Source organism: Pannonibacter sp. CBAS1226 (genome assembly GCF_055685825.1).
The window spans coordinates 585,725-601,860 of the sequence record NZ_JBVOUO010000002.1; the positions used below are offsets into that span (position 1 = coordinate 585,725).

Genomic DNA, 16,136 nt, shown 5'->3' on the forward strand with positions numbered 1-16,136 from the left:
CCGCTTTGTGTTCAGGAGTTTAACCGCACACACGGGGAAGGGAAGTGAAAACTCGGCAAAGCCCTGGTGCCTTGCCCGTCTGGCTCTCCGTTCATGCCTCGGGCAGCGGGATGAAGTCTTCCTCATCGCCCGGCACGATGTCGAAGCGGCCCTTGCGCCAGTCTTCCTTGGCCTGTTCAATCCGTTCCTTCGACGAGGAGACGAAGTTCCACCAGATGTAGCGCCGCCCGTCCATCGGCTCGCCGCCCAGCAGCATGAAGCGGGCAGGGCCCTTCGCCGTGGCGCGGATCTCCAGCCGGTCGCCGGGCTTGAAGACGAGCAGCTGCGCCGGGCCAAAGGTCTGGCCGGACACCTCGACTTCGCCTTGCAGCATATAGATTGCGCGCTCCTCATAGCCTGCATCCAGCGGAATGCGGGCGCCTGCCTCCAGATGCACATCGGCGAAGAAGAGATCGGTTGCCGTTGTCACCGGCGACTGCGCCCCGTAAAGCCCGCCCGCAACAATGCGAACGGTTGCTCCCTGATCGCTCAGCGCGGGCAAAGCCGCATCGGAATGGTGGGCAAAGAAGGGCTCGCTCTCCTCCAGGTGCTTGGGCAGCGCCACCCAGCTCTGGGTGCCGAACAGGGGCCGTGGCGCCGCCTTGCGCTCGTCCCGCTCCCGTTCCGAATGCACGATGCCGCGCCCGGAGGACATCCAGTTCAGTTCACCCGGCTTGATCAGCTGGTCGGAGCCGAGGCTGTCGCGGTGGTAGAGCTCGCCTTCCAGCAGATAGGTGACGGTGGCAAGGCCGATATGCGGATGCGGCCGCACATCCACGCCGCCGCCGACGATCAGCTCCGCCGGGCCGATCTGGTCGAAGAAGATGAAAGGCCCGACCATCCGCCGCCGGGTGGAGGGCAGGGCGCGCCGCACCTCGAAACCGCCAAGATCCGACGTGCGCGGCATGATCACCGTTTCGATCTGGTCGCAGCTTGCCGCATCGCCGGGAACCGGATCAGGTGCATTCAGCCAGGTCATCGTCTCTCTCCTCGTGCGAACCCTTGCCATATTTGAACTTTAAGGTGGCCTTCTTCGTCCGGCCTGTCCATTGAACAGTCTGTTTCCTCTCCCGTTCCCTTCCACTTCACCAGAGACAGAACATGCAGCGCGTGATGATTGTTGGCGGCCCCGGTTCGGGCAAAAGCATCCTGGCGCGGCAACTGGGTGAGCGTACGGGCCTGCCCGTCTTCCACATGGATCAGATCCACTGGCTGCCGGGCTGGGTCGAGCGCAGCAAGGAAGACAAGGACTGTTTGACCAGCGAAGTCCACCAGCAGGAGCGCTGGATCTTCGAGGGCGGCCATTCGCGCACCTATCCGGAACGGATCGCCCGGGCAGATACCTTCATCTGGCTTGATGTGCCGGTCTGGCTGCGCATGGTCCGGGTGCTGCGCCGCAGCTGGCGCTACCGCGGGCAAAGCCGTCCGGATCTGACGGAAGGCTGCCCGGAGCAGTTCAGCAAGGAAACGCTTAAGTTCCTGCATTTCATCTGGACGACCCGGCACTCCGCCCGCGCCAAGCTGCTGGAGGTCTGGCAATCCCCGCCGCCGCATCTGGCCGTGCACCGCCTGAAAAACCTTGCTGAGGTCAGGGCCTTTCTCGGAACCGTGAAGCGCTTATAGGCCCTGCATTCCTCACCCGAACATCGCCCTGTCCTCCGCCACGCAGGCGCGCAGGAAGTCCTGCACGGCGGCGATGTGGCGCAGCGGGCGGGAGCTTTCGTGCGTCACCATCCAATAGGCTCGCTTCACCTGCACCTCCGGCAGCACGGGGCGGAGGTTTGCGTCATTGCGGGCGATGAAGGCGTGCAGAATGCCGATGCCGGCGCCCGCCCGCACCGCCTCCGTCTGGCCAAGCGCCGAGGCAATCTCGAAGCGCGACGTCCAGTTGCGGGTGAAATCGGCCGCATAGTTGAGGGCAGGGGAATAGATGAGGTCTTCCACCGAGCCGACGAGATCATGCGCTGAAAGATCCGCCAGCGTCTGCGGCGCGCCGCACCGGGCGAGATACTCTGTCGAGGCATAAAGGCCGAGGGCATAGTCGACAAGTTTCGCCGCCACCAGCCGGCCATGCTCAGGCCGCTCGATGGTCACCGCAATATCCGCCTCGCGCCGGGAGAGCGAAAAGGAGCGCGGCATGGGCACAAGCTGGATGGTCAGCCCCGGATGCGCCCGCGTCAGCCGGGCAAGGCGCGGGGCGAGATAGGTGACGCCGAAGCCATCCGGCGCGCCGATGCGCACCGTGCCGCTGATCCCCGGATGCGTGCCGGAGAGGCCGGAACTTGCCGCCAGCAATTCCGCTTCCATCCGCTCGGCTGCGGGCAGCAGCCGCTCGCCCGCTTCCGTCAGGCTGCAGCCCGTCGTGCCGCGCTCCACCAGCCGTGTGTTCAGGCTGTCTTCCAGCGCGGTCAGCCGCCGGGCGACCGTGGCATGGTTCACCCCCAGCCGCTTTGCAGCGCCCAGCATCTGCCCCGAGCGGGCGACAGCCAGAAAGATCCTCAGGTCATCCCAGTTCATGCTGCGCTCCTTGATGTGCAAAAGTGCACAGCGGTTGCGGGAAATGCGCTGTTGTTTTTGCAAAATAACACAGGCAAGACAAGGGCATCAAAAGGGATGCCATGCGAGGCATCTTCAGCCCGGAGGACAGCAGATGCGCAAGATCGGACATTTCATCGGCGGCAAGCACGTGGAGGGCACCTCTGGCCGCTTTGCCGATGTCTTCAACCCGGCAACCGGTGAAGTTCAGGCGCAGGTGGCGCTGGCCACCAAGGCCGAACTGCGCGCTGCCGTCGAAAATGCCGCTGCCGCCCAGCCCGCCTGGGCTGCGCAGAACCCGCAGAAGCGCGCCCGCGTGCTGATGAAGTTCGTCGACCTTCTGCACCGAGACATGGACAAGCTGGCCGAGGCCCTGTCCCGCGAGCATGGCAAGACCATTCCGGACGCCAAGGGCGACGTGATCCGCGGTCTCGAAGTGGCCGAGTTCTGCATCGGCGTGCCGCATCTGATGAAGGGTGAGTTCACCGAAGGCGCAGGCCCCGGCATCGACATGTATTCCATGCGCCAGGCGCTGGGCGTTGTCGCAGGCATCACCCCGTTCAACTTCCCGGCCATGATCCCGATGTGGAAGTTCTGCCCGGCCATCGCAGCGGGCAATGCCTTCATCCTGAAGCCGTCCGAGCGCGACCCTTCCGTGCCGCTGATGCTGGCCGAATTGATGATCGAGGCTGGCCTGCCCGCCGGTATCCTCAACGTGGTCAACGGTGACAAGGACAGCGTGGACGCCATTCTGGACGACGATATCATCCAGGCCGTCGGCTTCGTCGGCTCCACCGCCATCGCCCATTACGTCTATTCGCGCGGCTGCGCGGCCGGCAAGCGCGTGCAGTGCTTCGGCGGCGCCAAGAACCACATGATCATCATGCCGGATGCGGATATGGATCAGGCGGTGGATGCTCTGGTCGGCGCCGGTTATGGCGCGGCAGGCGAGCGCTGCATGGCGATTTCCGTCGCCGTGCCGGTGGGCGAAGACACGGCCGACCGCCTCATCGCCAAGCTTGCCCCCCGCGTCGAGAGCCTCAAGATCGGGCCTTACACCGGCGGCAACGACATCGACTTCGGTCCGCTGGTCACGAAGGATGCCTACACCCGCGTCAAGGGCCTCGTCGACAAGGGTGTTGCGGAAGGCGCCAAGCTCGTCGTCGATGGCCGCGGCTTCAAGCTTCAGGGCTATGAGAACGGCTATTTCATCGGCGGCTGCCTGTTCGACAACGTGACCAAGGACATGGAGATCTACAAGACCGAGATCTTCGGTCCGGTTCTCTCCGTCGTCCGCGCCAAGACCTATGAGGAGGCCATCGACCTGCCGATGAGCCATGAATACGGCAACGGCGCTGCCATCTTCACCCGTGATGGTGATGCAGCCCGCGACTTTGCCTCGCGCATCAACATCGGCATGGTCGGCATCAACGTGCCGATCCCGGTTCCGCTCGCCTACCACACCTTCGGCGGCTGGAAGAAGTCCGGCTTCGGCGACCTGAACCAGCACGGCCCGGATGCCTTCAAGTTCTACACCCGCACCAAGACGGTCACCTCCCGCTGGCCCTCGGGCATCAAGGACGGCGCCGAGTTCGTCATCCCGACGATGCGCTGATCCGGTTCGGATCAAATTGGAAAGGGCGGCCCCGGTGGCCGCCCTTTCTGCTTCTGACCGATGCGATCACCACAGCGGTGTCTACACCGGCAACGTGTTCTCCGGCTCGATCACCAGATGCGGCTCTCCGTTGGAGTTTCGCTGGGGTGAAACGCCGTTCACATCCACGATTGCCGCAATGCGGCGGCGGAAGGCGGAGAAGCTGTCGAAAGTGACCACGTCGACGGGTTCGTCGAACTGGATACCGATTTTGAAGCGCTTGCCACCAGACATGGAGGTGACAGATAGAACCGTGCCCTCGAACGGCTGGCCCAAATAGCGGCCGCGCACCCTCGCGCTCACCTGAAGGAAGTGCGGGGTCGCCATCTTTGCAGCTTGCCGCATCGACACCGGTGCTGCCGCCCGGGCGGCAAGCGTGTTCCAGTCGCGGGCCCCATGGGTCTCGGCAATCAGCTCTAGTGCACGGGAATGGGAAACCGGTGTGCCTTGCGCGGCCATAGCGTTGCGCAGCCTCTTGGCCTGCGCCTTGTAATCCCCGGCTGTCACGGGAGGTGTTCTGTTTGTCATTGGATCTGCCTTCATCAGCATGTGCATGCTAGAAAGCCACGGGTGCTCGCATTGCCATGAGCGCATGCGCTGGTCTGGCTGATGTCTTCACGAGGGCTTCACCACAGATAAGCTTGCGAGCGGCCGGTGCCTCGAACCGGCCCCAGATGTGGTGTATGGCCGGGCCGTGTCAAGAGGCAGGGCGAGGCGGTAGGGAACGGATCAGGATCAGACGCCTATCCTTCCCTCCGGCATAGAGAACTTGTTCACCGCTTCATCCAAATGCGACAAAACGCGTTTTTTTCCCAAGTTGCCTCCCTCTGTGGCCAGTCTATAACCGGACTAAGGTAAAGCTGGCTGCCGTGACCCGCATGGCGGCTGGCCCTGTTGGGGGACAGACAAGGCTGCTTCGTGCGGCCGGTCAGGAAACGCATGAGTGAGCAGACAAGCGCCCACACCGCAGCGGACGGCTGCGCGGCGCATGGCGTGGAGGCCGGCAAGGCCGCAGCACAACCCGTTCCGGCCGGAACGGAGCTTCTTCGCGCCATCACGGCACCGGAGCGCCGGACCATCGCCCGGGCCGGGATGCTGGCCGGGTTTGCTGATTGTCTCTGGATTGTCCAGGCCGCCGCCATTGCCACGGCAGTGGTGCAGATCGCCTTTCCCGTTGCCCTGAAGCTGCCCGGCTGGCCCACGCCGCTGTCTTCCCTTGAAACGGCGCAGGTGATGGCCGGCGTTGTCATCCTGCTGGCTGTCCTGCGCTACGCGCTCTCGCTGGCCGCAAGCCGCCTTGCCTTTGAGGCCGCCGAGCGGGTGAAAACCACCCTGCGCCGCCGCCTGCTCACCGGCCTTGCCAAGGCGGGGCCTGCCGCACAACTGCCGGTCAGCGGTGCCGTGGCGGCAGCCGTCACCGATCAGGTCGAGGCGGTCGGCCCCTATCTCCGCCGCTTCCTGCCGATCCGCATCCGGCTGGTTCTGGCGCCGCTGGCGATCCTGCTCATCAGCTTCTGGGTCAACTGGTTCGTAGCCGTGATCCTGCTGGTGGCAGGACCCATGATCCCGCTTTTCATGGCCCTCATCGGCATTCGGGCACAATCGGCCTCTGACGAACAGCAGGGCGAACTGACCCGGCTTGGCGGGTTCCTCATGGACCGGCTGGCGGGGCTCGAAACCCTCAAGCTTCTGGGCGCGGCAGAGCGCACGGGCCGGCAGGTGGCAGAGGCCGGGCAGTCCTTCCGCGTGGCAACCATGAAGGTGCTGCGCATCGCCTTCCTCTCCTCCACCGTTCTGGAGCTGTTCAGCGCGTTGGGCGTTGCCTTTGTCGCCGTCTATGTCGGCTTTTCCCTGCTCGGGCAGCTCACCTTCGGCACGTGGGGTGCGCCGGTTGATCTGTGGTCCGGCCTGTTCGTCCTGCTGCTGGCACCGGAATTCTTCTCGCCCCTGCGTGCCTTTGCGGCTGCCTATCACGACAAGGCGGGCGCGCAGGCCGCAGCCGGGCATCTGGCTCTCCTGCCCATGGCGGAGGAAGATGCGGCTCCCACGCCAGCTCAGGCTGCGATGACGCCGCCTGCCGGACCGGTGGCCGTCACGTTCCGGTCTGTCACGCTTGGCCATGAAGCCAGGCCGGTGCTCGCCGGGCTTGATCTTGATTTGCGCCCCGGCGAGTTGCTCCATCTGCGCGGACCGAGCGGCTCGGGCAAATCCACCTTGATGGATGCGCTCATCGGCCTCAATCCGCCGCTGTCGGGCGAAATCCTGATCAGCGGCACGCCGCTTTCCGCGCTGGACCAGGGGCTCTGGCGCAGCCGCATTGCCTGGCTGTCGCAGGACCCGCGCCTGTTCTTCGGTTCCGTGCGCGCCAATCTGCGCCGCGCCGCGCCAGACGCCACAGATACCGGCATCTGGGCTGCGCTGGAACTCGCAGGGGCTAAAACTCTTGTCGAACAGATGCCGCGCGGCCTGTCCACCAGCCTGGGCGAGGACGGCTTCGGCCTGTCGGTCGGCGAGGCGCGCCGCATTGCTCTGGCCCGCGCCATGCTGCGGCCTGATCCGCTGCTGGTGCTCGCAGACGAACCCACCGCCGGGCTCGATGAGGACACAGCGGCCGTCGTCATCGCGGGCCTCAAAGTCCTGTGCCGGGGCCGCAGTGCGCTTATCGCCAGCCACGATCCGGCGCTGCTCGCGCTGCCGGGCCGGGTGTTCGATCTTGAGCCCCAGAGCCTGCCGGAGGTGGCCGAATGAGATCCGTTCTCCAGCTCTTGCGCCTGCAATTTGCCGCTGGCCGTGCCAGTTTCCTGCTGGGGCTCGCGGCTGCCCTCGTCCCTGCGCTGGCGGGTTTCCTGCTGCTGGGCGTATCCGGCTGGTTCATCACTGCCTCCGCCCTCGCAGGGGTGGCCGGCACGCTGCTGAATTTCTTCGTCCCCAGCGCGCTCATCCGCGCCTTTGCCATTGCCCGCACCGCCGGGCGCTATGGCGAGCGGATGCTGACCCATGACGCCACCTTCCGTTTTCTGGCGGACCTGCGCGCCCGTGTCTTCACCGGCTTTGCCCATCGCCGCGCCGCCAGCGCCCAGCAGAGCCGCAGCGGCCTGAAGCTCTCCCGCCTGACGCTGGATATCGACCAGCTCGACCGGGTGTATCTGCGCCTCGCCGTGCCTGCTGCGGCGCTGGCCGCCGTGCTGGCGGTGGCAGCGCTCATGGCCGCCAGCCTTGTGCCCGCCGCGTTGCTGCTGGTGCTGCTCGGCCCGCTGGTGCTGCTGGGCGCTGCCCGCCGGGTGATGGCACCAGGCATGGCAGGGGAGGCGCGAAGGGCGGAAGCGGCCGAAGAAGCCATCCGCCTGCGCACCGTTGATCTCGTGGCTGGCCGCCGCGATCTTGCCGTCTATGGCGGGCTGGAGCAGCCGGTGGAGGCAGTTCTTTCCGCGGACCGGCGCCGCGCCAAGGCTGCCCGCCGCATCGAGCATGTCACCTCCCGCGCGGAACTTGCCGTCATGGCCTCGGGGCAAGCGATTGCCGCCATTGCGCTGGCCGTGATGGCACGTGAAGTGGAAGGCGGGCTGGCGGGCGCTGCCATTGCCGCAGGTGTCATTCTGGCCTCGCTGGCTTTGGCCGAAACGCTGGCCGGCTTGCTGCCCGGCCTTGCCGCCTTCACCCGCACCCGCCGCGCGGCGGACCGGCTGGTGCCGCTTGCCGCCGGTGCGGATGTCCGTCCGGCGGAACCTGCTGCGGCCTCTTATGCCGGAACCGCCCCCGCTGGCGCCGTGCTGGCACTTTCATCGGTCAGCTTCACCTATCCCGGGGCCATCCGCCCCGTGCTGGAGGATTTCAGCCTCACGGTTGCGCCGGGCGAATGGCTTTGCCTTGCCGGACCCAGCGGCTGCGGCAAGTCCACGGTTCTGGCCCTCGCCAGCCGCCTGATGCCGCCGGACAGCGGCCAGATCTGGCTGGAGGGGCAGCCCCTCGAAGCTCTGGATGAGGCCGCACTGCGCCGCTCTGTTGCCGTGGTCACGCAAAAGCCCGTTCTCTTCGCAGGGACGGTGGCCGAAAACCTGCGCCTTGCCGCCCCGGAGGCTACTCCGGACGCGATGTGGCAGGCGCTGGAGCGGGTGGGTCTTCAGGATGTCATCGCTGCCCGGCCGGAGGGGTTGCTGAGCCCCTTGGGGCAGGGCAGCACCGGCCTTTCCGGCGGCGAGGCCCGGCGCTTCACGCTGGCCCGGGCGCTCTTGCAGCGCCCCTGCTTGTGGCTGCTGGACGAGGTGACGGAAGGGCTTGACCCGATAAGCGCTGCCCGCGTGCTCGACACGATCGAAATCCTGCGCGGCGACTCTGCCGTTCTGATGATCTCGCATCACAGACGTGAAATGGACCGCGCCACCCGTGTTCTGCACTTCCGCCAGTCTTGATCTCGATCAGGCGCATCTATTGTTTGAAATCGGGGCTTGTACGTATCAAGAGGGGGCGAAACCTTTGAAATCAAGGCGTCATCAGTCTGAAATACCCTACGGGCTGAACCTTGTTGCCCCTGCGCGAAACCGCCGCGGCAACTGTTGGTAACAAAACGTCCACCAGCGTTCTATTATAGTTCGTCAAATCCGAAACTATGTCACCGGTGGAACGCGAGATGGGGCTCTCGCGCCAGTCCGGGACGGGAGACAAGCCATGGATATCGGGGTCGTAGAACTCTCTCGTCTGCAGTTTGCCATGACTGCGCTTTATCACTTTCTCTTCGTGCCACTCACCCTCGGGCTCTCTGTCATTCTGGCGGTCATGGAAACCGTCTATGTGATGACGGGCCGCGAGATCTGGAAGCGCATGGTCAAATTCTGGGGCACGCTGTTCGGCATCAACTTCGTGCTGGGGGTGTCCACAGGCCTCACCATGGAATTCCAGTTCGGCATGAACTGGAGCTACTACAGCCAGTATGTGGGCGATGTCTTCGGCGCGCCGCTGGCCATCGAGGGGCTGATGGCCTTCTTCCTTGAGGCAACCTTCGTCGGCCTGTTCTTCTTCGGCTGGGACAAGATGACCCCGCGCGGCCATCTGACCGCCACCTGGGCCATGGCGCTGGGCACCAATTTCTCCGCCCTGTGGATCCTCATCGCCAATGGCTGGATGCAGCACCCGGTAGGTGCGGTGTTCAACATCGACACCATGCGCATGGAAGTCGCAAGCTTCTATGATGTGATCTTCAACCCGGTGGCGCAGTCCAAGTTCGTGCACACGGTCTCCGCCGGCTATGTCACGGCGGCGCTGTTCGTGCTGGGTGTGTCGGCCTGGTACATGCTGAAAGGCCGTCATCTGGAGCTGGCCCGCCGCTCCATCGCCGTGGCCGCCGCCTTCGGCTTTGCCTCTGCCCTGTCCGTCGTCGTGCTGGGCGATGAAAGCGGTTACGAGGCCAACACGAACCAGAAGATGAAGCTGGCCGTGATGGAAGCCATGTGGGAAACCGAGCCCGCTCCTGCTTCCTTCAACATCATCGCCATTCCGGACATGGCAAAGCGCGAGAACAGCTTCGCCATCCACGTGCCTTACGTGATGGGCCTCATCGCCACCCGCTCGCTGGATCAGGAAATGCCAGGCATCAAGGAGCTGGTGGAACAGTCGAAGGACCGCATCCGCTCCGGCGCCATTGCCCTTGAGACCCTGCGCGAGATCCGCGCCGGAGACGACACGCCGGAAAAGCGTGAGCTGTTCCAGCAGCATGTGCAGGATCTGGGCTACGGCTACCTGCTCCAGCCGCATACGGATACGCCGATGGAGGCCACAGAGGCTCAGATTGACGCAGCCGCCTGGAACACGGTGCCCAATGTCTGGCCGATGTTCTATGCCTTCCGCATCATGGTCGCTTGCGGCTTCTTCTTCATCCTGCTGACGGCGGTGTTCTTCTATCTCTCCTCCGCAGGCAAGCTGGAGACGGTCCGCCAGAACCACCGCTGGCTGCTGCATGTCGCCGTCTGGTCCATTCCGCTGCCCTGGATCGCTGCGGAAATGGGCTGGTTCGTCGCCGAATATGGCCGCCAGCCGTGGATCATCGAAGGTGTGCTGACCACCGCTGCCGGTGTCTCGAGCCTCACGGTCGGGGATGTGCTCATGACGCTGGCCGGCTTCGTGGCGCTTTACACCGTGCTTCTCGTCATCGAGGTGAAGCTGCTGCTGAAATACATCCGCAAGGGGCCCGAAGAGCCCTCCCTTCCCGAGACGGGCATGAGTGCGCCCCGTCCCATCCAGATTGCTGCGGAGTAAGACCATGGTCCTTTATGAACTCATCGACTATTCCGTCCTCAAGCTCATCTGGTGGGGCCTGCTCGGCATCCTGCTGATCGGCTTTGCCGCCACGGACGGCTTCGACATGGGTGTCGGCACCCTTCTGCCGGTCGTGGGCCGCACCGACATCGAGCGGCGCGTCGCCATCAACTCCATCGCCCCCACATGGGAAGGCAATCAGGTGTGGCTGGTGCTGGGGGGCGGGGCCATCTTCGCCGCATGGCCCGCGCTTTATGCGGTCAGCTTCTCCGGCTTCTACCTTGCCATGTTCGTGGCGCTCGCCGCGCTCATCCTGCGCCCCGTTGCCTTCAAGTACCGCTCCAAGAGCCCGGATCCGGCCTGGCGCAGCCGCTGGGACTGGGCGCTGTTCACCGGCAGTGCCGTGCCTGCGCTGGTGTTTGGCGTGGCCGTCGGCAACGCGCTGCAGGGCGTACCCTTCAGCTTCGACAATGACCTGAGGATGACCTATTCCGGGTCCTTCTTCGGCCTGTTCTCGCCCTTCGCGCTGCTCTGCGGCCTGCTGTCCGTCGCCATGCTGGTGATGCACGGCGGGGCCTGGCTCGGCCTCAAGGCTGATGGCGTGGTGGCGAAGCGCGGCCGCTTCTACGGCACGGTTGCCGCGCTCGCCGTCATCGCCCTCTTTGCGCTGGGCGGCCTTGCCGTCTCCTCCGGCTTTGTCGAGGGCTACCGCATCACCAGCGCCATTGACCCGCAGATGCAGGCCAACCCGCTGGCCAAGGTGGTGGAACGGGCGCCCGGCGCCTGGATGGAGAATTACAGCCTCTATCCCTGGATGATCCTTGCCCCCGTGCTCGGCTTTGCCGGGGCAGTGGGCGCGCTCATCGGCCTCAACACCCGCTTCGAGGCGCTGACCTTCATCTCCTCGAAGCTGGCCGTCTTCGGCATCATCTCCACGGTGGGCGTTTCCATGTTCCCCTTCATCCTGCCCAGCTCGCTGCAGCCGCAGGCCGGACTGACGGTATGGGACTCGCCCTCAAGCCACGCCACCCTGTTCAACATGCTCGTTGCGACCATCATCTTCCTGCCGCTGATCCTCATGTACACCGCCTATGTCTACCGGGTGCTGTGGGGCAAGGTGAGCGAGGAAAGCGTCGCCAACGATCACGCCTCTTACTGAAGGAACCTGCCCATGTGGTACTTCGCCTGGATCCTCGGTATGCCTCTGGCCTGCTGCCTCGCCATCCTCAACGCCATGTGGCTTGAAATGCGCGAGGACACTGAAAAGCAGAAGAAGGCAAGCTGAGAACGAAGAAGCAGCCCGCCAGTGCTGCCTCATGCCACGGCTACGGCCGTGGCATCGTTGTTTCGTGGTCTCTGTGTTGGCAAGACCCGTACAGTTCCACCGTTCATCCGCTGCGGCGCGCATATTCCCTGGCAAGGTCCAGAAACGCCCGCACACCAGCGGAAAGATTGCGGCGGCCGGGATAATAGAGGCACAGCCCCGGATAGGGTGGTGTCCAGTCCTCCAGGACCCGGACAAGGCGTCCCGCTTCGATGTCCGCAAGCGCTTCCTGTTCCATCGTATAGCCCACACCGGTGCCTTCAAGCGCGGCTGCCCGCACGAGGCTCGCCTCATCGAGGGTGATTGGCCCCGGCACATCAAGATGCAGCTGCTCCCCCTCCTTTTCGAACCACCAGCGGAACAGCGCGCCATCGGGCAGGCGGACGCGGATGCACCGGTGATTGAGCAGATCGGGCGGGACCATCGGCCGGCCATGTTTCTCGAAATAGGCAGGGCTTCCCACCACCGCATGCCGCTGGGGTTGGCCCAGGGATACGGCGATCATGTCGCTCGGAACGAGCCCCGCAACCCTGACGCCCAGATCGAACCCGTCCCGGACAATATCGACCATCTTTCCTTCGGTAACGATATCGGCGTGCATCTCCGGATAGCGGCGCAGAAACTCCAGCACGAGCGGCGAAAGGATCGCGCGGGCTGCAAAGGGCGCGGCGTTGATCCTTATCGTTCCGGACGGGGTGCCGCGTTGCGCACGGACGCAATCCAAAGCCGTATGCAGGTCCTGGAGCGCAGGCGAGATCTGCTGCACGAAAAGCCGGCCGGCCTCCGTCAGTGACACGCTGCGTGTGGTGCGGTTGAACAGCCGCACACCCAGCCCCGCTTCCAGCTTGCCGACCGTGTGGCTGAGTGCCGTTGTCGACATGCCGAGTTCGATCGCCGCTGCCCGGAATGTTCCCCGCCGTGCAATGGCGATGACCGCTTCAAGTTCCCTCAGGCTGGCCTGTTCCATTATCCCGATCCATTCATCACGATATTCATGTTTGTCCTGCTTATCCATACAATGCTTGAAGGCTAAAGTCGTGTCATCGGAAAAGGAGACACACGATGGAAATGCCCCTTATCGTGAAAGCGTTTTTTGACGCTGACAGCCGCAACGACGCAGATGCCTTGTCGGACGCCTTCGCGGCGGACGCGGTCGTGCAGGACGAAGGCGCCCGCCATCAGGGCACGGCTGCCATTCGCAGCTGGTGGAGCGCAGCCAAGGCCGCATCCCAGTTTGTTGCCGAGCCGCTTGAAGCCACATCAGGAGACGGTAAGGCTTTCGTCCGTGCGAGGGTCAGCGGCCAGTTTCCCGGCAGCCCGCTGATCCTCTCCTATGCCTTCACCCTCAGGAACGGCGAGATCGCAGCGCTGGAGATCACGGCATGAGCGGCTTTCTCGATCTGGAGGGCAAGCGGGTTCTCGTCACTGCCGGAACCAAGGGGGCGGGGGCTGCGGTGGTGAGCCTGTTCCGCGAGCTGGGTGCGCAGGTCCTGACCACGGCGCGGGCACGTCCGGCAAGCCTGCCGGAGGCGCTTTTCGTCGAAGCGGACCTGACCACCCTTGAGGGATGCGAAACCGTCTCAGAGGCTGCACGTCAACGGCTCGGCGGCACAGACATTATTGTCCACATGCTGGGGGGCTCGTCAGCCCCCGGCGGCGGCTTTGCGGCGCTGACGGAGGATCACTGGCAGCAGGAACTGTCGCTCAATCTTTTGCCTGCCGTCCGGCTGGACCGGCTGCTGGTCCCGGAGATGGCGGCCCGGGGAAGTGGCGTGGTCGTGCATGTCACTTCCATCCAGAGCGTGATGCCGCTGCCGGAAGCCACCACCGGCTATGCCGCAGCCAAGGCGGCGCTGTCGGCCTACAGCAAGGCCCTCTCCAAGGAAGTCTCCCCCAAGGGCGTGCGGGTGGTCCGGGTGTCCCCCGGCTGGATCGAGACCGAAGCCTCGGTTCATCTGGCGCAGCGTTTGGCAAGAGAAGCGGGCACGGACCTTGAGGGCGGCAAGAAGATCATCATGGACGCGCTGGGGGGCATTCCGCTGGGCCGCCCAGCAAAACCGGAGGAGGTCGCCAATCTGATCGCTTTCATGGCCTCCAGCCGCGCCGCCTCGATCACTGGCAGCGAATACACCATCGACGGGGGAACCGTGCCAACTGTGTAACCGCCACTGCATGTAACCGCTGGTCAGGCGGGCGTGTCCCACCCGCCGAGCTGCGCATAGACTGCATCGCGCAGATGGCGGATGCCGCGGTTCAGATCAGCCAGTTGCTGTGGCGTCTGGGCCGAGGCGGCAAGCAGGGTGTCGCTGAGACAGCCCGCCTTGTGCTTCAAGGCGATGCCCTCTTCCGTCAAGGCGATCAGCACCTGCCGTTCGTTGTTCAGGTTCCGGGTTCTGCGCAGCAGTCCGGATGTTTCGAGGCGCTTCAGGACCGGGGTAAGCGTGCTGGATTCCAGGGCCAGGGCGCGGGCGATGGCCCCCACCGTCTGGCCATCTTCGCTCCACAGCACGTTGAGCACCAGATACTGCGGATACGTCAGGCCCAGCCCGTCGAGCAGGGGCTTGTAGGCGCGCTGGATGGCGATGCCGGCACTGTAGATTGCGTAGCACAACTGGTCGTGCAAGGGCGGCGGATCATTGGGGCGTTCGGTCATTCGGGGCTCCTGTCAGCCGGTATATAACCCATGCGCCGGCGAAAACCAATATCGCGATAACAATCCGCTTGACGTGTCGAATGAGGTTCGATAATAAAGATATCGCTATAAATGTTATTGCAACTTAAGAAGGAGATAATCATGACCCGCCAGATCAGGACCACCATCGCCGCGATTGCAGCGGCCGCCGCAATGTCTGCCGCACAGGTGGCAAACGCTGCTGACAGCATTCCTCACGATCAGTCCGTCAAGAACGTCGTGCTCGTCCATGGCGCTTTCGCGGATGGCTCGGGCTGGAAGGGCGTTTACGACAACCTCACACAGCGCGGTTACCGTGTGACCATCGTCCAGAACCCGCTGACCTCTCTTGAGGACGATGTTGCGGCCACCCGGCGTGCGCTTGAGCGGCAGGACGGCCCGGTCATTCTTGTCGGGCACTCCTGGGGCGGCACCGTCATCACGGAAGCAGGCATTGATCCCAAGGTCGCAGGGCTGGTCTATGTCTCCGCGTTGTCCCCGGATGCGGGCGAGACGACAGCTCAGCAATATGAGGGCTTTGCCCCGGCGTCGGAATTCGTGCTGGACATCACGGCCGATGGGTTCGGCTATGTCAGCCCGGAAAAGTTCAAGGCTGGCTTCGCGCATGACACGACGGATGCCGAGGCCGCCTTCATGCGGGACTCGCAGGTTCCGATCAATATGTCGGCATTCGGCACCAAGCTCGAAAACGCAGCCTGGCGCATGAAGCCCAGCTGGGCGGTGATCGCCACCGAAGACAAGGCATTTGATCAGGCCATGCTGGTCCATATGGCCGAGCGCATCAATGCCAGGATCACAAGGGTGCAGGCGAGCCATGCTCTGTTCATGACGCAGCCGGAGACTGTCTCTGACACCATTGACGAGGCCGCCAGAACCGTCTCAGCCGCAAGCAAGTGATGGCCGCTGTGCGAACGGGCGGGCCGTTTGCAAGCCCCAGGCACAAAACTCCAGACACAAAACCCCGGCGCGATGTCTCGCGCCGGGGTTTGCTGTTTTCGTCAGCCGGAAAGCCGGATCAGGCGGCCTTGGTGGCCGCGTCCGCCTTCAGGGCTTCGAGGATGTTCTGCGGCGAGGAGACGCCATAGGGGTCGGTGGCGCAGTTGTCGGAGAAGCCTTCTTCCTCGAACCACTTCTCGACGCGGCCATTGTCGACAACGGCGGCATAGCGCCAGGAGCGCATGCCGAAGCCGACGTTGTCCTTGGCGACCAGCATGCCCATCTTGCGGGTGAATTCGCCCGAGCCATCCGGAATGACCTGAACGTTCTTGATTTCCTGAGCCTTGGCCCAGGCGTTCATCACGAAGGCATCATTGACCGAGATGCAGTAGATGGCATCGACGCCGAGCGCCTGAAACTCGCCGAACAGCTTCTCGAAATCCGGCAGCTGATAGGTGGAGCAGGTCGGCGTGAAGGCGCCGGGCAGGGAGAACAGCACCACGCGCTTGCCGGCAAAATAGTCGGCCGTGGTCTTGTCTTCCCAGCGGAACGGGTTCGGCCCGCCAACGCTTTCGTCACGCACGCGGGTGCGGAAGGTCACATCGGGAACGTTTCTGCCGAGCATGGGTCAACTCCTTGAAGTCATGAGTGTTTCCAGCAGCGCCGGGAGGTGTGCCGGGAAAGGGGGGGCTTGCCGCCCCTGAATT

At 64.3% G+C, this 16,136-nt stretch carries 16 protein-coding genes; 10 read left to right on the top strand and 6 right to left on the bottom strand.

Features of this window, described 5'->3' with window-relative positions; translation table 11 throughout:
* Positions 1–91: 91 nt before the first annotated feature.
* A complete protein-coding gene (locus AC0CMF_RS09710; protein WP_058900327.1) occupies positions 92–1,018 on the bottom strand; it encodes a pirin family protein in 927 nt (308 codons plus the stop codon).
* A gap of 122 nt (positions 1,019–1,140) precedes the next feature.
* Here AC0CMF_RS09710 and AC0CMF_RS09715 point away from each other — a divergent pair, with 122 nt between their 5' ends.
* Positions 1,141–1,662, top strand: a complete 522-nt coding sequence (locus AC0CMF_RS09715) for an AAA family ATPase (RefSeq protein ID WP_374628688.1) — start codon at positions 1,141–1,143, stop codon at positions 1,660–1,662.
* 12 nt (positions 1,663–1,674) lie between these two features.
* On the opposite strand, the gene AC0CMF_RS09720 is transcribed toward AC0CMF_RS09715, so the two are convergent.
* Positions 1,675–2,556 carry a LysR family transcriptional regulator gene (locus AC0CMF_RS09720; protein WP_374628690.1) on the bottom strand — a complete coding sequence of 294 codons (882 nt, stop codon included), beginning with the start codon at positions 2,554–2,556 and terminating at the stop codon, positions 1,675–1,677.
* Positions 2,557–2,689: 133 nt separating this feature from the next.
* On the opposite strand from AC0CMF_RS09720, the gene AC0CMF_RS09725 reads away from it, so the two are divergent.
* The gene (locus AC0CMF_RS09725) at positions 2,690–4,189 is read left to right on the top strand and encodes a CoA-acylating methylmalonate-semialdehyde dehydrogenase (protein WP_374628691.1); all 1,500 of its coding nucleotides are present in this window, start codon (positions 2,690–2,692) and stop codon (positions 4,187–4,189) included.
* Positions 4,190–4,270: 81 nt separating this feature from the next.
* Here AC0CMF_RS09725 and AC0CMF_RS09730 read toward each other — a convergent pair whose 3' ends face one another.
* The gene (locus AC0CMF_RS09730; protein WP_374628692.1) at positions 4,271–4,756 is read right to left on the bottom strand and encodes a glyoxalase superfamily protein; all 486 of its coding nucleotides are present in this window, start codon (positions 4,754–4,756) and stop codon (positions 4,271–4,273) included.
* Between the two features lie 411 nt (positions 4,757–5,167).
* Here AC0CMF_RS09730 and cydD point away from each other — a divergent pair, with 411 nt between their 5' ends.
* The 5 genes from cydD to cydX all read left to right on the top strand — a co-directional run bounded on the left by cydD (position 5,168) and on the right by cydX (position 11,762).
* The gene (gene cydD, locus AC0CMF_RS09735) at positions 5,168–6,976 is read left to right on the top strand and encodes a thiol reductant ABC exporter subunit CydD (protein ID WP_374628693.1); all 1,809 of its coding nucleotides are present in this window, start codon (positions 5,168–5,170) and stop codon (positions 6,974–6,976) included.
* A complete protein-coding gene (cydC, locus tag AC0CMF_RS09740; protein ID WP_374628694.1) occupies positions 6,973–8,637 on the top strand; it encodes a thiol reductant ABC exporter subunit CydC in 1,665 nt (554 codons plus the stop codon). Before cydD ends, cydC begins: the two co-directional genes overlap by 4 nt.
* 256 nt (positions 8,638–8,893) lie before the next feature.
* Positions 8,894–10,477 (top strand): cytochrome ubiquinol oxidase subunit I, encoded by a 1,584-nt coding sequence (locus AC0CMF_RS09745; protein ID WP_374628695.1) that lies wholly within the window; start codon positions 8,894–8,896, stop codon positions 10,475–10,477.
* A gap of 4 nt (positions 10,478–10,481) precedes the next feature.
* Positions 10,482–11,636: a cytochrome d ubiquinol oxidase subunit II gene (gene cydB / locus AC0CMF_RS09750; RefSeq protein WP_374628696.1), complete on the top strand. Its 1,155-nt coding sequence runs from the start codon at positions 10,482–10,484 to the stop codon at positions 11,634–11,636.
* Between the two features lie 12 nt (positions 11,637–11,648).
* Entirely contained in the window at positions 11,649–11,762 is a 114-nt protein-coding gene (gene cydX, locus AC0CMF_RS09755) for a cytochrome bd-I oxidase subunit CydX (protein ID WP_019962693.1), read from the top strand.
* 103 nt (positions 11,763–11,865) lie between these two features.
* On the opposite strand, the gene AC0CMF_RS09760 is transcribed toward cydX, so the two are convergent.
* Complete coding sequence (locus tag AC0CMF_RS09760) at positions 11,866–12,816, bottom strand: LysR family transcriptional regulator (RefSeq protein ID WP_374628697.1); 951 nt, start codon at positions 12,814–12,816, stop codon at positions 11,866–11,868.
* A gap of 47 nt (positions 12,817–12,863) precedes the next feature.
* Here AC0CMF_RS09760 and AC0CMF_RS09765 point away from each other — a divergent pair, with 47 nt between their 5' ends.
* Positions 12,864–13,187 carry a nuclear transport factor 2 family protein gene (locus AC0CMF_RS09765; RefSeq protein ID WP_374628698.1) on the top strand — a complete coding sequence of 108 codons (324 nt, stop codon included), beginning with the start codon at positions 12,864–12,866 and terminating at the stop codon, positions 13,185–13,187.
* Entirely contained in the window at positions 13,184–13,963 is a 780-nt protein-coding gene (locus AC0CMF_RS09770) for an SDR family oxidoreductase (protein WP_050471168.1), read from the top strand. The genes AC0CMF_RS09765 and AC0CMF_RS09770 overlap by 4 nt, the downstream gene beginning before the upstream one ends.
* A gap of 23 nt (positions 13,964–13,986) precedes the next feature.
* Here the strand turns inward: AC0CMF_RS09770 and AC0CMF_RS09775 are convergent, their stop codons facing one another.
* Positions 13,987–14,454: a MarR family winged helix-turn-helix transcriptional regulator gene (locus tag AC0CMF_RS09775; RefSeq protein ID WP_050471169.1), complete on the bottom strand. Its 468-nt coding sequence runs from the start codon at positions 14,452–14,454 to the stop codon at positions 13,987–13,989.
* 141 nt (positions 14,455–14,595) lie between these two features.
* Here AC0CMF_RS09775 and AC0CMF_RS09780 point away from each other — a divergent pair, with 141 nt between their 5' ends.
* Positions 14,596–15,390 carry an alpha/beta fold hydrolase gene (locus AC0CMF_RS09780; RefSeq protein WP_050471170.1) on the top strand — a complete coding sequence of 265 codons (795 nt, stop codon included), beginning with the start codon at positions 14,596–14,598 and terminating at the stop codon, positions 15,388–15,390.
* Positions 15,391–15,508: 118 nt separating this feature from the next.
* On the opposite strand, the gene AC0CMF_RS09785 is transcribed toward AC0CMF_RS09780, so the two are convergent.
* Positions 15,509–16,054: a peroxiredoxin gene (locus AC0CMF_RS09785; protein ID WP_050471171.1), complete on the bottom strand. Its 546-nt coding sequence runs from the start codon at positions 16,052–16,054 to the stop codon at positions 15,509–15,511.
* Between the last annotated feature and the right edge of the window lie 82 nt (positions 16,055–16,136).

Bases quoted from the DNA above. Each gene is read 5' to 3' on its own strand.
- AC0CMF_RS09775 (WP_050471169.1), bottom strand. From the start codon at position 14,454: ATGACCGAACGCCCCAATGATCCGCCGCCCTTGCACGACCAGTTGTGC.
- AC0CMF_RS09715 (WP_374628688.1), top strand. From the start codon at position 1,141: ATGCAGCGCGTGATGATTGTTGGCGGCCCCGGTTCGGGCAAAAGCATC.
- AC0CMF_RS09770 (WP_050471168.1), top strand. From the start codon at position 13,184: ATGAGCGGCTTTCTCGATCTGGAGGGCAAGCGGGTTCTCGTCACTGCC.
- cydX (WP_019962693.1), top strand. From the start codon at position 11,649: ATGTGGTACTTCGCCTGGATCCTCGGTATGCCTCTGGCCTGCTGCCTC.
- AC0CMF_RS09710 (WP_058900327.1), bottom strand. From the start codon at position 1,018: ATGACCTGGCTGAATGCACCTGATCCGGTTCCCGGCGATGCGGCAAGC.
- AC0CMF_RS09760 (WP_374628697.1), bottom strand. From the start codon at position 12,816: ATGGATAAGCAGGACAAACATGAATATCGTGATGAATGGATCGGGATA.
- AC0CMF_RS09765 (WP_374628698.1), top strand. From the start codon at position 12,864: ATGGAAATGCCCCTTATCGTGAAAGCGTTTTTTGACGCTGACAGCCGC.
- AC0CMF_RS09730 (WP_374628692.1), bottom strand. From the start codon at position 4,756: ATGACAAACAGAACACCTCCCGTGACAGCCGGGGATTACAAGGCGCAG.
- cydB (WP_374628696.1), top strand. From the start codon at position 10,482: ATGGTCCTTTATGAACTCATCGACTATTCCGTCCTCAAGCTCATCTGG.
- AC0CMF_RS09725 (WP_374628691.1), top strand. From the start codon at position 2,690: ATGCGCAAGATCGGACATTTCATCGGCGGCAAGCACGTGGAGGGCACC.
- AC0CMF_RS09720 (WP_374628690.1), bottom strand. From the start codon at position 2,556: ATGAACTGGGATGACCTGAGGATCTTTCTGGCTGTCGCCCGCTCGGGG.
- cydC (WP_374628694.1), top strand. From the start codon at position 6,973: ATGAGATCCGTTCTCCAGCTCTTGCGCCTGCAATTTGCCGCTGGCCGT.
- AC0CMF_RS09785 (WP_050471171.1), bottom strand. From the start codon at position 16,054: ATGCTCGGCAGAAACGTTCCCGATGTGACCTTCCGCACCCGCGTGCGT.
- cydD (WP_374628693.1), top strand. From the start codon at position 5,168: ATGAGTGAGCAGACAAGCGCCCACACCGCAGCGGACGGCTGCGCGGCG.
- AC0CMF_RS09745 (WP_374628695.1), top strand. From the start codon at position 8,894: ATGGATATCGGGGTCGTAGAACTCTCTCGTCTGCAGTTTGCCATGACT.
- AC0CMF_RS09780 (WP_050471170.1), top strand. From the start codon at position 14,596: ATGACCCGCCAGATCAGGACCACCATCGCCGCGATTGCAGCGGCCGCC.